This is a genomic window from Actinopolymorpha sp. B9G3, from assembly GCF_040120725.1.
Classification (GTDB): Bacteria; Actinomycetota; Actinomycetes; order Propionibacteriales; family Actinopolymorphaceae; genus Thermasporomyces.
Genome location: NZ_JBEEAB010000015.1, coordinates 137,427 through 151,257, shown reverse-complemented (window position 1 = coordinate 151,257; position 13,831 = coordinate 137,427). Strand labels below are relative to the sequence as shown.

The window sequence follows — 13,831 nt, the reverse complement described above, 5'->3', positions numbered from 1 at the left end:
CGTACGGGCAGTCAGGAGCGCGACGTTCCGGCACTTGCGGCAGCGAGGAGCTCCAGGGCGTGCCGCGCGTGCGCGGACAGGGTCACTCCACCGAGGTCTTCCGGGGCGACCCAGGTCGCTCCGTCGGTGCTGGCGTCCCCCTGCTCGGCCCGGAGTGTTCCGCCGACGATCGTCACCTGGTAGAGCAGACGTACGCCATGGATCGAGACCCCGTCGCTGTCGTAGACGTTGGCATGGACGCCGAGCAGCGCCTCGACCCGTCCGGTGAGACCGGTCTCCTCGGCCAGCTCCCGGAGTACCGCGTCGCCCGGGTCCTCACCGTGCCGGACCCCGCCGCCGGGGAGGGTCAGAGTCCCGGGCGTACGCGACCGTCGCGACATCCGACACAACAGCACGCCGCCCGCCTCGTCGATGGACAGGGCGTACGCACCGACCCGCTGCCGCCGCGCAGACATGGGGTCACCTATCCCCGTCACTCGCTCCGGTCACCTTTGCCGTGCGACGGGTGTTCGGCGACGAAGACTCCGCGCTGCGGCACAATGATCACCAGCCCGTCGTCCGCGAGAAGGCGGACCGCCTTCCGCACGGTGTCTCGGGCGAGGCCGAACTCCTGCACCAGCCTGGCCTCCGACGGGATCGCACGGCCCGGCCGATAGTCCCCGCGGTCGATCCGCGCCCGCAGGATCGATGCAAGCTGTCGGTACGGCGGCACCATGTGGCCATGGTCGATCTCGGCGTCCGGTCCGAAATCCATGCCTGCAGAAGTTAGGCGTCTGGCCACGATGCTCCCCCTCCATCCACGTGCCTAGACGTGGCTAGCTCAGCGCAGCTTACGGTGCTCGCTATCGGTGCGGCGGCTGGTTGACCTGCCCGACCCCGACCCCGGCCCTCGGTCCCGGCCGCCGTACCAACCCACGCCGCGAGGAGGCCGAGCAGTGCGCTGGAAGCTGGCGACATTCCTGACCAACGCCGGCCGCCAGGGGCGACCATGATCATGCGCGGACAAGCGGGCGGTTCAGGCGACGAAATTCCCCGACTTCCCGCGCATGATCATGGTTCAGCTACGCCGACATCTGGTCCGCCTCAGGCCCCTCGGAGGCCGAAGCCCTTCACGCTTCAGGGAGTGGGGACGTCGGCGAACCAACGGCGCAGCTCGACGGCCACTCCGTCCTCGTCCAGGGGCGCGGTCACGTGGTCGGCGGCCGCCAACGCCTCGGTCGCGGCGTTGCCCATCGCGACCCCACGCCCGGCCCATCGCAGCATCTCGACGTCGTTCGTCCCGTCGCCGATGGCGAGCACGTCCTCGCGCCGGACCCCGAGCCGTTCGGCCACCTTCGCAAGGCCCGTCGCCTTGCTGACACCCTCGGGCGCGAGGTCGAGCCAGGCCGTGAAGCCGATGTAGTACGCCACACCGTGGACGCCGACCCGTTCGATCACCTCGAGGAAGTGCTCGGCCTCGATCGACGGCTCCCGCAGGATCACGCGGGTCACCGGGTCGGCAATCAGGCGTTCCAGAGGTTCGACGCTGAGCTCACCGGTGAGTTCACCCGGCGGGAACGGCGCGTTGACCCGGTATCCCACGCCCAGCTCCTCGACGGCCACCAGCACGTCCGGGAGGTGGGAGAGCAGCATCCGCAGGACCGGCGCCGCGTCGAAGGTCACGACGTCGACGAGTTCGACGTCCGGGCCGGCGGCCAGGCCCGGGTTGCCCCGCTCGATCGGGTGAGGGCGCCCATCGGGCCCGGCAGCGGGAGCGCCGTCCGGGTGCAGACGTACCGTCACCGCACCGTTGCTGCACACGAGGTACGGCAGCGACAGGTCGAAGTGCAGCGCGAGCGGCCTCGTCGCCGTGAGCCCGCGCCCGGTCGACAGAACGACGTACGCACCAGCCTCGGCCGCATGACGTACGGCAGCGTCGACGGCGGGCGTGATCTGGTCCTGCACGTCGACGAGCGTCCCGTCGATGTCGAGCGCCACCAGGCGCGGTCGCCACGCCCCGGGCGAGTGGTCCGGGTCACGGTCGCTCGTCACGCGGGCCGTCACGCGAGCGGCTCCAGGTGGCTCCGCCCACCGAGGAACGGCTGCAGCGCCTTCGGGACGCGTACGCCTCCGTCGGCGTCCTGGTGGTTCTCCAGGATCGCCACGATCGTCCGGGTGGTCGCCATCGCGGTGCCGTTGAGCGTCGCCACGTGCCGGGTGCCGTCGTCGGTACGGAACCGGACGCCGAGCCGACGGGCCTGGAACTCCGTGCAGTTCGACGTCGACGTGACCTCGCGGTACCTGCCCTGTGTCGGGATCCACGCCTCGATGTCGAACTTGCGGGCGGCACTCGCGCCGAGATCGCCGGCGGCGGTGTCGATGACGCGGTAGGGCACCTCGAGCCTGTCCCAGAACTCGCGTTCCCAGGCGAGGATCCGCTGGTGCTCGGCACGTGCCTCGTCGGGATGGACGAACGAGAACATCTCCACCTTGTCGAACCAGTGCACGCGGATGATGCCCCGGGTGTCCTTGCCGTGGGACCCAGCCTCACGACGGAACGACGGGCTGAAACCCGCGTAACGCAGCGGGAGCTGGTCGGCGGCGAGGATCTCGTCCATGTGGTACGCCGCCAGCGGGACCTCCGACGTGCCGACGAGATACAGGTCGTCGCGTTCGAGCTTGTAGACGTCCTCGGCAGCCTGGCCGAGGTAGCCGGTGCCCTGCATCGCCCGCGGCTTCACCAGGGACGGCGGGATCATCGGCGTACACCCGTAGCTCATGGCCTGGTCGACCGCCATGTTGATCAGGGCCAGCTCGAGGAGGGCGCCCACGCCGGTGAGGTAGTAGAACCGCGAGCCCGAGACCTTCGCGCCGCGTTCGATGTCGATCGCGCCCAGCACCCGCCCCAGCTCCACGTGGTCCCGCGGCTCGAACCCCTCCGCGGTGAAGTCGCGCGGCTGGCCGACCTCGTCGAGCACGACGTAGTCGTCCTCGCCGCCGGCCGGCACCTCCGGTTCGACGAGGTTGTCGATCTGGAGCATGAGCCGGTCGTACGCCTGGGCGGCCTCGTCCTGCGCGGCCTCGGCGGCCTTGACGTCGGCGGCGAGCTGCTTCGCGCGCGCCAGCAGGGCCTGCTTCTCCTCACCGGCAGCACGCGGGATCTGTTTGCCGAGTGTCTTCTGTTCGGACCGGAGCTGCTCGAACGCGGCGATCGACGACCGCCGGCGCTCCTCCGCGGCGAGCACCTCGTCGACCAGCTCGACGGAGGCGCCACGGCGCCGCTGACTCTCGCGTACGCGGTCAGGGTCTTCACGGAGCACCTTGGGGTCGATCACGCCTCGAGATTAACCGGGAGTACGGGAGGGTCCGCCACCGGTTTCCTCTCGGGGCGGCGAAGTGCGTGTACGCCAGGTGCGACCCGGCGTGGCCGCACTGCCTACCGGAGGGTAGACATTGCTTCCGTGGACGCGGGTGTCGGACGTCGCGGTGACTGGGAGAGGTCATGAGACCGCCGCATGTCGCGACTCATCGCGGTGGCCCGACCCGCCATGGCTTGTCCGGCATTGACCTGGCCGGCGGTGGCCTGAGTGGCATTGGTGCGCCGGTGGCGATCTGTGTGGGCGGCGTCGGTTTCGTCGTTCTCCTGGTCCTCGTCCAGTCCGGATGGGCGCCGCTCGTGGGGTTCGACCGGAATGTCGCGGCCGAGCTTCCCGCCGATCTCGCCGCGCATCCTGCGCTGGTCGGGCTGTTCGTCGTGGTCCAGGAGCTGACGCAGCCGTGGGTGCTGCGCGGAACCGTCGTGATCGTTGCCGCACTCCTCATCCGGCGAGGGCGCGCCCACCAGGACACCATCGACCGGGGCCTCACCCCGCAGGCCTTCGTCCGGCAGGACCTCATCCGGCTCGGCTGGTGGCTCGTCGCCGTCGTCATCGCCGGCGCCGGTGCGGAGTACGTCTTCAAGCGCGCCGTCGCGCGTCCACGCCCGCAGGTCTCCGACCGACTCGTCGAGATCGGCGGGCACGGCTTCCCGTCCGGGCATGCGTTGGGTTCGGCACTGTTGGTCGGCGCACTCCTCATCGTCGTGTCGCAGCTCAACGTGACCCGCCGCCTGCTGATCACCCTCTGGACCTCGGGCGCCTGCGTGGTCGTCCTCGTCGGCTTCGACCGGGTAGTCCTGGGTGTCCATCACGTCTCCGACGTCCTGGCGGGTTGGTGCCTGGCGGCGGCTCTGCTGGGGGCGACGACCGCGGCGTTCGGGATCGGCCGGGCCCGTACGCGGATGACGCGCCGGCGCGGACGCTCGCGACAGCGGGTCGCCGTGATCGTCAACCCGTCCAAGATCGACGACGCCGCGGCCTTCCGCGCACAGGTCGAACGCCACGCCACCCGCGAAGGATGGGCGACACCGCTGTGGTTCGAGACCACCCGCGACGACCCGGGCCAGGAGATGATCCGCGCCGCCGTCGACGCCGACGTCAAGCTGGTGATCGCGGCGGGCGGCGACGGGACGGTCCGCGTGGTGTGCGCCGGGCTCGCAGGTACCGGCGTACCCCTCGGGATCGTGCCGGTCGGCACCGGCAACCTGCTCGTCCGCAACCTCGGCCTGCCGCTGGACCGAGCGGCCGCGCTCCGGGTGGCGTTCACCGGGCAGGACCGGCAGCTGGACCTGGTCCGCGTCGAAGGCGACGGCGTACCGACCGACCGGTTCGCGGTGATGGCCGGGCTCGGCCTCGACGCCGCGGTCGTGGGTGAGGCACCGCCGAAGCTCAAGGCGCGGATGGGGTGGGGGGCCTACGTCGTATCGATCGCGCGGAACCTGTCGTTCCCGGCGGTGCGCGCCGAGATCTCCGTCGATGACGAGTCGCCGGTCCGGCTGCGGGTCCGTACGGTCCTGATCGGCAACGTCGGCACCCTGCATGCCGGGCTGTCGCTGCTGCCCGACGCCCGGCCGGACGACGGGATGCTCGACGTGGTGGCCGTGGCGCCTCGCCGGCTGACCGACTGGCCGGGGCTCGCGTGGCGCGTCGTCTCCAGGTCAGCCGCCCAGGACGACCGGCTGCGAACCTGGCGCGGTGAACGGGTCGTCGTACGTTCGGTCGAGGCGTGTCCGCGGCAGCTGGACGGAGACGTCATCTCGACCGGTCACGAGCTGCGGTGCGAGGTGGAACCCGGCGTCCTCCTGGTCCGTGTTCCCAGGCGCGCAAACTTCTAGGGATCCCGCAGGACCTGCCGAGCCTCGTCGTACGCGGACTCGGTGAGGAGCTCGGCCAGGCGGTCGGGCTCGAGGAGGATCACCGTCAGCGCGTGCCGCTGGTCCCAACGGGCGGCGGCGTGGGCGAGGGCGCGGGCGAGACCTTCGCCTGTCGCGGCGTGGGCGGCCCCGCCTTCGTCGACCCACCAGTCGACCTCCTGGCCGTCGACCCGGAGGTCGTCGTGTTCCCACCATCGAGTCGGTACGCCCGGAACCAGGATGCGTGCCGCCTCGGGTACTTCCCGTTCGGCGCGCTCGTCATCGTCGTCGACCGCACCGGCCGCCGCCTCGGACGCCAGTGGCAGGTCGAGCAGGTCGGCGAGCCGTTCGGCGGCCGCGCCCGGCGCGACGACCTGGCCACCCAGATCGGTCCGCTGCATCCACATCGGACCGTCGACGACAACGGCGGCGGAACTGTCGACCACCCGCGTGCCGCTCGCGCCGGTTGCCGGGTCGGTGAGGACGCGGACCTGTCGTGGCGGGGTCGGGCGCGCGTCGTCCGTCGGCGGCGCCAGGTCGGCGAACTGCGCCCAGAGCGCCAGCATGGTGGTCGCCGACACCTCGAGCGACGGATCGCTGAGCCGATCCAGGAGCGTGTGTATACCGGTGGGATCCAGGTCGGCGATCCGGCCCACCAGGCCGAGCGCGCGCCGGACACCGGTGTCCAACTCGGCAACCCACCCCGGCGGCGGGGTCAGCAGGGCGGCAACGGCCGGGTCGGCGTCCGGATCGGCGAAGTCGGTCAGCGGTACGCCGTCGATGCGGACGTGGCGGCGTAACCACCAGGCCGTGTAGGACAGCGCGGGGGTCGCGGCCCGATCCGGCCGGGCGACTGCGTGCACGCGGACCTGCTCGGTCAGGGCCCGTCGGGTGGCGCGTTCACCGGCGAGCAGCCGCAGGGTCCGCGGCCAGGCGTCGTCGCGTACGAAGTCCAGGTCCCGGACGGCGACCACCTCGTCGATCCGCGCGGCGGCGGGTCCGCCTCCCTCTCCCGGGCCCCGGTCATCGCCAGCGCTCGACGCGGCCTCCAGGGTCTCGCCGGCCCATGCATCGATGTCGTCGAGTTCGGCGAGCTCATCGGGGAGGACGTCGAGATGGACGTCGGACGCGGTCACCACGCCGAGCGTCCTCGCCACCCCGACGGCCTCGAGGACGTCAGGACCCCACCGGTCGAGGAGTTCTGCCGCGACCGGCGTGAACTCCTCCGGGTCCAGCACCGCCTCGGCCTCGGAGCCGGGCAGGACCAGCGCGTTCGCCGCCGCCAGGTGGCCGCCCGCGTCGGACAGAAGCAGCTCCCCCAACCACGGCAACTCCCCCGGGGACAGTTCACCGGCGGAGGTCGCGGCGGCCACCAAGGCGAGTACGCCCTCGGCGACGGTCGGGTCGTCGGACTCGGCCGCGTCATGGACCGCCGCCTGCACGGCACCGTCCTCGAGGAGGACGCGCGGGCCGGCCCGCTGGGCACCCAGGCGTTCGAGGACGCCCGCTGCCGTACCCGTCGCCGCCTGCGGATGGACGAGTCGGAGTCCCGACGACGCCAGCAGGCCGAGCGCGTCATCCGACAGGCCGCCGTCGGCCGCGGTGCGATGGGTGTCCAGGCCGAGCGCCTCGTCCGGCAGGAGCAGCCCGCGCGCACCCCGGACGATGCGGCCGTCGGCCAGTGGTACCGACAGCGCGCCGAGAGCCTCCCGGCGTACCGGATCGGCGACGGTCGACCCCAACGCGGCGTAGAAGTCCCGCCACCACTCCGGCGGATGCGCGGCCGCGACACCGGAGAGCTCCTCCACGATGTCGGCCAGGGAGAGCCGTCGTACGCCGAGGGCGTCGTGGGCCGCCCGGTCACCGCGGCGCTCGGCCACCAGCCCCGCCATGAGCGGCGCCAGCGCCCGGACCACCTCGTCGTCGGCACCCTCCACGACGACCGCGTCTCGGGCCCGGATCAGCGTGTGGTCCTCGACGGTACGCAGCAGCGGGGTGTCGGGAAGCCGGCGCAGTATCGCCTCGCGAATGGCGCCGTCGAGCCGCCCGGCCGGCAGGCCCACGGGCACGAGGTGGATCACGCTCTCGCCTGCCTCGGCGCGGGTGTGGGCCAGGTCCGCGTAGGCGCGCGCCGCCTCCTCCACCAGCCGGTCGGTGAGCGGGCCCTCCGCGACATGGCGCCGGGTCGGGTCGAGCGGGAACGACGCCAGCAGCATCGCGGGCAGCGACAGCGGCTCGTCGGTCGGTGTGGGCGCGTGGACGACTGCGGGCAGATCGCCGGAGCGCGCGCCGATGCCCGCTCCACCGGCGCTCGGGCCGGTCACGCTCGGGCCGCCGAAGGGATCCACGGTCGTGGGCGTACGCGAAAGAGCCCACAGCACGGTCCACGACGGCCGGCTCCGCTCCTCGGTCGGGCGGTCGGCCAGCAGCTCCGCACGTTCAGCCGGCGTCCAGACGCCGCTGGCGCGGTGGGCGTGCCACCGCTCGCCGACGCCGGTGAGCACCCGCACGCCGTCGCCGTCCTCACCCCCACCACGGGCATCCGCACGACCGGCATCCGCACGACCGGTCTCGCCGGGGTCGATCTCGATCCGGTCCAGGTGCGGCAACGCGAGGAGCAGCGCGTCGTCGGCCTCGGCCAGCAACCGGCGTACCAGGTCAGCGGCCGCCTCGTCGCGCAACGGCAACAGCACGGCGGTGTCGAAGCCCTCCGGCGGCTCGCCGTCCGCGGCAAACGGCAGCCTCAGCACGGGGACGTGCCCGTCCCGGCGGCGCTGCTCGGCCGCCAACCCTGGGGCGGCCTCCCCGGCCTCGGCGACGAGGGCCGCGGTGTCGTCGCGGGAGAAGCGGACGCCTCCGGTACGGGAGACGATCGTCGGTTCGTCCGTCACGGCCAACACCGCCGCGAAGCCCACGCCGAAGCGACCCACGGTCAGATCCAGACCGGACGTCGGAGGGGTCGAGTCGGGCCCCGGCGTCGGGGACTCGTCCCGCTTCGCGGAAGCCCGGAGGGTGGCCAGCGCCTCGACACCGGCGGTGCTCAGAGGCGCACCGGTGTTCGCCGCGATGAGGACCGGACCGCCCGACTCGGCACGCGTCTGCGGATCGTCACGAAGCGTGAGCCTCATCCGACCGGGTACGCCGGCGCGTGCGGCCGCGTCGGCGGCGTTCTGGGCGAGCTCGACGACGAGCCGGTCGCGGTAACCGCCCAGCGCCAGGTCCTCCTCGGCATTGGCGTCCTCCCGGAACCGGACCGGCGAAGCCGACCAGGCAGCGAGCACCCGGTCGCGGGTAGCTGCCGTCGCGAAGGGATCAGTCACCCGGGTGATTATTGAACCTTTGGCGGATTCGCGCCCGTCTATCGCTGGCCAGCAGGGGTCGGCGCGCTGCGGATCAGGGGACCGCACCGCCCATGCGGCGTCGCACCCGGGCCGTTCTACTAGCCATCAGACCGGCACTCGCCGCCGTCGGGTCCCCAGAAGATCACCCAGGTCTCGAAGTCGGCGCTGAAGTCGACGAAGCGATGCTCCACGCCCGCCTTGACGAACAGCACGTCGCCCGCCTGGCAGAGCGTCTCCACACCGTCGTTGACGAACCGACTCGTGCCGCGACTGACGAGGTAGAGCTCGTCCTGGGGATGCGGGCTCTGCGTGTCGACGCCACGCGGCGCGAACAGCTCCACCCGCATCGAGCCATGCGCCAGGGCGACGACGAACGGCACGTCGCTCGTGGCCAGCGCCTGTCGCAGATCCGCGGTCCGTGCCTGCCACGCCTCGTCCCGCGCCCTCTCTTCCCGCATCAGTGCTCCTTTTCGGGACGCAGGTCGCCGTCTGTGTCGTGGACCCTATCTCCGCTGATGAATGGGCAATCGCGGGCGAGAGCGAGGACCTCCAGCAGGGCGTCGTACCGCTGGTGGGTCGCGCCCTCGGGCACCGGTCCACCGAGTGCCTCCGCGCCCGCGAGCGGTGTGGCGAACCGGCGCAGCGCTTCGCGGAGAAGCATCGGGACGACCAGCGTACGTTCGGTCGAGGTCAGCGCTCGGCCTTCGTCGTACGCCGCCACACTCGCCCGGACCTGGTCGACGTCGAGGCCACCGGAACGGCGGTGGCCACCAGGATGGACGGGGCCACCAGATTGGTCGGAACCACCCGGATGGACGTGGAACCAGTACAACGCCGACCCCAACCCGAACAACGCGGACTCGTGGTACGGCGTGAAGTCCACGATCGCCACCACCTCGTCGCCGTCATAGAGCACGTTGTCGGGTCCGATGTCGCCGTGGACGAGCTGCCGAGGCAGGGCGGCGATCTCCGGCGCGGCGGCCGCGAGCAGGGCCAACCCTTCCGCGACTGTGTTCGGATCGACCCACCTCGGCGCGTGGTCCCGTACCAGCCGAGGCAGGTTCTCGCCCAGGTACGTCGGCGACACGACGCGCGTCCAGAGAGTGTCGGCGGTCAGCCAGGCGACGGGGGCCGGATCGACGGGGACCGGATCGACGAGCACCTGATCGACCGGCACGTGATCGGCGGTCAGCGGAATCGTCGCCAGCGCTTCGTCGTACGCCGCGAGGTGGCGCATCGCCCGGTCGGTCTGCCGGCGATTCGGCCGTTCGGTCATCACTGCGGTCAGGAACTCCTGGACGCAGTGGCCCGACGCGCTCGCGACTGCGCCGGAGGGAGTGCGGAAGAGCCGCGCCTGTCTCACGCCCCGAGCGTTGAGGGCCCGCTCGACCACGGCGTACAGCTCCCAGTCGGGCACCCGGTAGACCGGCTTGACGACGAAGCTCCCCTGCGGGGTGGTGAGTTTGACGACCTCCGCACCCCCGCCGCGGAGCGGCTCGGCGGCGACCGGCGTACCGAGCTCGAACTCGCGGGCCACCCGCTCGAGAAACCCGGTCTGGAGACCGCTGGTCGGGCATGATCGGGAGTCATCCACACCGGCGATGCTCCCAGAACCGCTCAGCGAGCCATTTCGGCCGGCTGCCCGCAGGCGGACATCGGTGACAGTCGTACGTCATCAGGAGGCGATATCCTCCGGTGGAACGCACCGGCCGACGAGGGAGATGACGCGTGGTACGGCGGATCGTGCTGGGAGCGTTGATTCTGGTGGTGGCGAGCGCGCCGCTGACCGGCTGCGCGAACACCCCGATCACTCCCGGCTCGTCGACGTCCGAGAAGACGCCGAAGGCGACCTCTACTCCGTCCTCACCCGCACCATCGGCCGACGCCACGTCCAAGGGCGCCGAGATCGAAGCGGTCCGTCACTACAACGACGTCTTCAACCGCGCCTTCGCCACCCTCGATCCCGATCCGCTCCTGGCCGCCGCGAGCCCTGACTGTACGAGCTGCCAGGGGACGGCCGACGTCATCACCAAGCTCGACAAGGCCGGCGGCCGCTACGACGGCTTCGAGCAGAAGATCGACAAGATCGCCCTCGTGTCGGAGGGCGACCGCCCGGTCGTCCAGGCCGAGAGCAGCCTCAGCGCTTTCGACCTCGTGCCACGCGCCGGCGCCAAGCCGGAGCCACAGAAGGCCAGACGGTTGTTCCTGACGTTCGAACTGGAGAAAAGAGGGGACTCGTGGACCGTCGCGCAGATCACCCAGGGCTAGGTGACCGCACCTCGTTCACAGCCTTCAGCTTCGGGTTCACCTCGCTCGCGCGCGCTCGCGGGTCCCGGTTGCGGCGGTCTCGCACGCTGGGTTCCCGCTCACAAGCGTCCCGATCACACGGGACCCACTCGGTCCGGGCGGGTGCGCTGGCGACCGGCCTCCTCACGGCTCTGGTCCTCGTGCTGAGCGGTCTCGTCACCGGCCCAGCCGCCGCCGAGGTCTGCGAGAACGGCCGCGACCCGGTGACCGGACAGTGCCAGATCGGGATCCCCACGCCCGACCCCGATCCCGACCCGGAACCCGGCGGCGAGCCGGCTCCCGAACCGACCCCGGGTCAGACGAAGACGGCCCACGACTACCGCAATCCCTGCGACGAGGTCGGCGTCGGTTGCGGTGTTCTCGCACCATGTCCAGGTGACGACCCGGTGCGTTACAACCACTACGTACGCCAGGAGATGTGGAACGGAAGCGCCTGGGTCCCGCAGGGTCCGTGGCAGCTGCAACCGCCGCCGGTCTGTATGCCGGACCAGGAGCCTGCCCGGCCGACCGAGCAGCAGGTCATCGACGCAATCGTGGAGTTCGGGCTGCCGGGCGGCCGGACCGAGCTGAACCCGCCGGGCGGGCGCACGCTGATCAACCTGCCGACCAACTTCTACACCACCCGCGGTGCCATCGATCCATTCAACCTTCCCGTCGGCCCGTTCACGGTCCAGGTCAGAGCGACACCGGAGTCCTACGAATGGCACTTCGGCGGTGGTGAGTCCCGGACCACGTCGACGCCGGGCGCGCCGTACCCGGACGGGACCGTCCTGCACACGTACGACACGACGGGGACCTACCAGGTGTCGGTGACTGTGCACTACCAGGTCGACTGGCAGTTCGGCGGGGACGGCTGGCAGACGATCGCCAACCCGATCCAGGCGCAGGACAGCCCGTCCGTCGACCTCACAGTGGTCGAGTCGCGGGCCGTGCTCCGCAAGAACTGATCCCGACCCGCCTCACCCGGCCCGCCGAGCCTGACGAGCCCGCCGAGCCTGACGGCGAATGACCACGCTGAGCAGGTCTTTGGTATCCGGCGGGGCGTCGATGCCTAGCTCGGATACCACACGCCTGCTCAGCGTGGTCATTTGCGCATCGCCTGCGCGCCCCCAGGTGACCGGGCCACCTTTCCTCGCCGTGTCCGCGGCGGCGGTTGTGTGGTTCGGGGTTACCGGCCTTCCTTGAGTTGGGCGAGCCATGAAGCCGCGCTCTCGAAGTCGGCGTCGGTCGTTCCCACCCGCAGGTTGGGTCGAGCGCCGTCGGCGCGAGGATAGGACCCGAGGAAGCGAACATCGGCGCACACCCGACGCAATCCCATCAACGCCTCTCCGACCCGCGCTTCGGCAACGTGCCCCTCGCAGTCGATCGAGAAGCAGTAGCGCCCGAGGCCGTCGCCGGTCGGCCGGGACTCGATCCGGGTCAGGTTCACCCCGCGTACGGCGAACTCCTCCAGAATCTCCAGCAACGCGCCCGGGTGGTCGTCGCGGATGAACGCCACCATGGACGTCTTGTCCGACCCGGTGGGCGACGGTAGCGGGCCGGGCCGAGCGACGAGAACGAACCGGGTCACGGCGTCCCGCACATCCTCGATCTCCTCGGCGAGCACCACCAGCGGATAGTGCTCGGCGGCGATCGGCGACGCGATCGCGGCGTCGAACTCCGAGCCCGGTTCGGCGACGGCGGCAGCCGCGACGGCATTGGACGACGCGAGCATCACCTCGGCCTGCGGCAGGTGCGCCGCCAGCCACCTGCGGCACTGGGCCGCGGAGTGCGGGTGCGTCGTGATCCGCTTGCAGTCGGCGAGCTGCGTGCCAGGGCGGGCGAGCAGAGCGAACGACACGGGCAGCAGGATCTCGCGGGTGATCACGAGGTGACCGCCGGCGAGGGTGTCGAGGGTGACCGACACCGCGCCCTCGACGGAGTTCTCGATGGGGACGACGGCCCCTTCTGCCTCTCCGTTGCGTACGGCGTCAAGCGCGGCGGGCACGGTGGCGAGGGGGATGGGATCCACCCGCGCGATCTCCGGCAGGGTCCGCAGGGCGGCCTCGGTGAAGGTGCCCTCGGGCCCGAGGTAGGCGTAGCGCGGCGATGGGGTTCCGGTCACGCTGTCGAGCGTAGAGCCAGCCGCGAGCCGCGCCCGCATCGACCCGCCCTCGTACCTCGTCGTGTCGCCACACGATTGGCCTGGCTCACAGGCGCCTGATCAGCTCAGGCGTACGCACCAAAGCGTCCCTAGCGCGCCCGGAATCCTCACGCCGGTCTCACGAGGGACCCCTCACACGAACCTATTGGATCAAGGCGCCCCTCATCGCAACGCCGATTGGATCAAGGCGCCCCTCACCCGAACGCCCGTTGCGCGATGGCGCCCCGCACCCAGACGCCGATTGCCAGAAGGTGCCCCTCATCCCAAAAGAACAGCCGCGCGGGCCCGGGCCGGGCGCGGCCGGCCAGGCTCGCCCAGCGCCGCCGAAAGGGAAACGCCGTCGTTCAGCGAGCGGCGATCTCGTCGACGTGGGTGACGTTGGCCCGGTTGTCGGCGTCCTCGCTCGCGCTTCCCGCGAACCACGCGTCGAGGATCTCGCCCAGCAGCGGTTCGGACACGACCCGCAGACTCAGCGCCAGGACGTTGGCGTCGTTCCAGCGCCGAGCGCCGTCGGCGGTGTAGGCGTCGGCACACAAGGCGGCCCGCACGCGCGGCACCTTGTTCGCCGCGATCGACGCACCGGTACCGGTCCAGCAGCACACGACCGCCTGGTCGGCCCGCCCCTCGGCCACGTCACGCGCCGCCGCCTCGCTGGCCCACGCCCAGTCATCGCGTTCGTCGGGGTTCAGCGCCCCGTGCGCGACGACCTGGTGGCCGCGGCGGCGCAGCTCGTCGGCGAGGCGGACCGCAACACCTGCGGACATGTCGGACGACACCGAGATTCGCATGTGTACGACGCTACCCCGGACGCCGGAATCAGCAGGGCCGCTC

12 protein-coding genes are annotated in these 13,831 nt (G+C 71.4%); 3 read left to right on the top strand and 9 right to left on the bottom strand.

The window, feature by feature from the left end; all coding sequences use genetic code 11:
• Window positions 1-11: 11 nt before the first annotated feature.
• The 4 genes from ABNF93_RS24100 to serS form a co-directional block, all read right to left on the bottom strand.
• Window positions 12-455 (bottom strand): NUDIX hydrolase, encoded by a 444-nt coding sequence (locus ABNF93_RS24100; protein WP_349330431.1) that lies wholly within the window; start codon window positions 453-455, stop codon window positions 12-14.
• A gap of 17 nt (window positions 456-472) precedes the next feature.
• On the bottom strand, window positions 473-754 hold the full coding sequence (locus tag ABNF93_RS24095) for a GntR family transcriptional regulator (RefSeq protein WP_349330430.1): 282 nt from the start codon (window positions 752-754) through the stop codon (window positions 473-475).
• A gap of 362 nt (window positions 755-1,116) precedes the next feature.
• Window positions 1,117-2,043: an HAD family hydrolase gene (locus ABNF93_RS24090; protein WP_349330429.1), complete on the bottom strand. Its 927-nt coding sequence runs from the start codon at window positions 2,041-2,043 to the stop codon at window positions 1,117-1,119.
• Complete coding sequence (serS, locus tag ABNF93_RS24085; RefSeq protein WP_349330428.1) at window positions 2,040-3,314, bottom strand: serine--tRNA ligase; 1,275 nt, start codon at window positions 3,312-3,314, stop codon at window positions 2,040-2,042. Before serS ends, ABNF93_RS24090 begins: the two co-directional genes overlap by 4 nt.
• 167 nt (window positions 3,315-3,481) lie before the next feature.
• Between serS and ABNF93_RS24080 the strand changes: the two genes are divergently transcribed.
• Window positions 3,482-5,191 (top strand): bifunctional phosphatase PAP2/diacylglycerol kinase family protein, encoded by a 1,710-nt coding sequence (locus ABNF93_RS24080; RefSeq protein ID WP_349330427.1) that lies wholly within the window; start codon window positions 3,482-3,484, stop codon window positions 5,189-5,191.
• On the opposite strand, the gene ABNF93_RS24075 is transcribed toward ABNF93_RS24080, so the two are convergent.
• The 3 genes from ABNF93_RS24075 to ABNF93_RS24065 form a co-directional block, all read right to left on the bottom strand.
• On the bottom strand, window positions 5,188-8,529 hold the full coding sequence (locus ABNF93_RS24075; protein WP_349330426.1) for a sacsin N-terminal ATP-binding-like domain-containing protein: 3,342 nt from the start codon (window positions 8,527-8,529) through the stop codon (window positions 5,188-5,190). The genes ABNF93_RS24080 and ABNF93_RS24075 overlap by 4 nt on opposite strands.
• 119 nt (window positions 8,530-8,648) lie before the next feature.
• Window positions 8,649-9,008 (bottom strand): cupin domain-containing protein, encoded by a 360-nt coding sequence (locus ABNF93_RS24070; protein ID WP_349330425.1) that lies wholly within the window; start codon window positions 9,006-9,008, stop codon window positions 8,649-8,651.
• The gene (locus ABNF93_RS24065; protein WP_349330424.1) at window positions 9,008-10,144 is read right to left on the bottom strand and encodes a phosphotransferase enzyme family protein; all 1,137 of its coding nucleotides are present in this window, start codon (window positions 10,142-10,144) and stop codon (window positions 9,008-9,010) included. The genes ABNF93_RS24070 and ABNF93_RS24065 overlap by 1 nt, the downstream gene beginning before the upstream one ends.
• A gap of 134 nt (window positions 10,145-10,278) precedes the next feature.
• On the opposite strand from ABNF93_RS24065, the gene ABNF93_RS24060 reads away from it, so the two are divergent.
• Complete coding sequence (locus ABNF93_RS24060) at window positions 10,279-10,818, top strand: hypothetical protein (RefSeq protein ID WP_349330423.1); 540 nt, start codon at window positions 10,279-10,281, stop codon at window positions 10,816-10,818.
• On the top strand, window positions 10,788-11,804 hold the full coding sequence (locus ABNF93_RS24055) for a PKD domain-containing protein (protein WP_349330422.1): 1,017 nt from the start codon (window positions 10,788-10,790) through the stop codon (window positions 11,802-11,804). Before ABNF93_RS24060 ends, ABNF93_RS24055 begins: the two co-directional genes overlap by 31 nt.
• Window positions 11,805-12,025: 221 nt before the next feature.
• Here ABNF93_RS24055 and pheA read toward each other — a convergent pair whose 3' ends face one another.
• Entirely contained in the window at window positions 12,026-12,961 is a 936-nt protein-coding gene (gene pheA, locus ABNF93_RS24050) for a prephenate dehydratase (protein WP_349330421.1), read from the bottom strand.
• Window positions 12,962-13,344: 383 nt separating this feature from the next.
• Entirely contained in the window at window positions 13,345-13,788 is a 444-nt protein-coding gene (locus tag ABNF93_RS24045; protein WP_349330420.1) for an RpiB/LacA/LacB family sugar-phosphate isomerase, read from the bottom strand.
• Window positions 13,789-13,831: the final 43 nt, after the last annotated feature.

What these genes read in the sequence shown, in the direction of transcription:
- ABNF93_RS24080 (WP_349330427.1), top strand. Translation starts at nt 3,482, where the DNA reads ATGAGACCGCCGCATGTCGCGACTCATCGCGGTGGCCCGACCCGCCAT.
- ABNF93_RS24095 (WP_349330430.1), bottom strand. Translation starts at nt 754, where the DNA reads ATGGATTTCGGACCGGACGCCGAGATCGACCATGGCCACATGGTGCCG.
- ABNF93_RS24100 (WP_349330431.1), bottom strand. Translation starts at nt 455, where the DNA reads ATGTCTGCGCGGCGGCAGCGGGTCGGTGCGTACGCCCTGTCCATCGAC.
- ABNF93_RS24070 (WP_349330425.1), bottom strand. Translation starts at nt 9,008, where the DNA reads ATGCGGGAAGAGAGGGCGCGGGACGAGGCGTGGCAGGCACGGACCGCG.
- ABNF93_RS24045 (WP_349330420.1), bottom strand. Translation starts at nt 13,788, where the DNA reads ATGCGAATCTCGGTGTCGTCCGACATGTCCGCAGGTGTTGCGGTCCGC.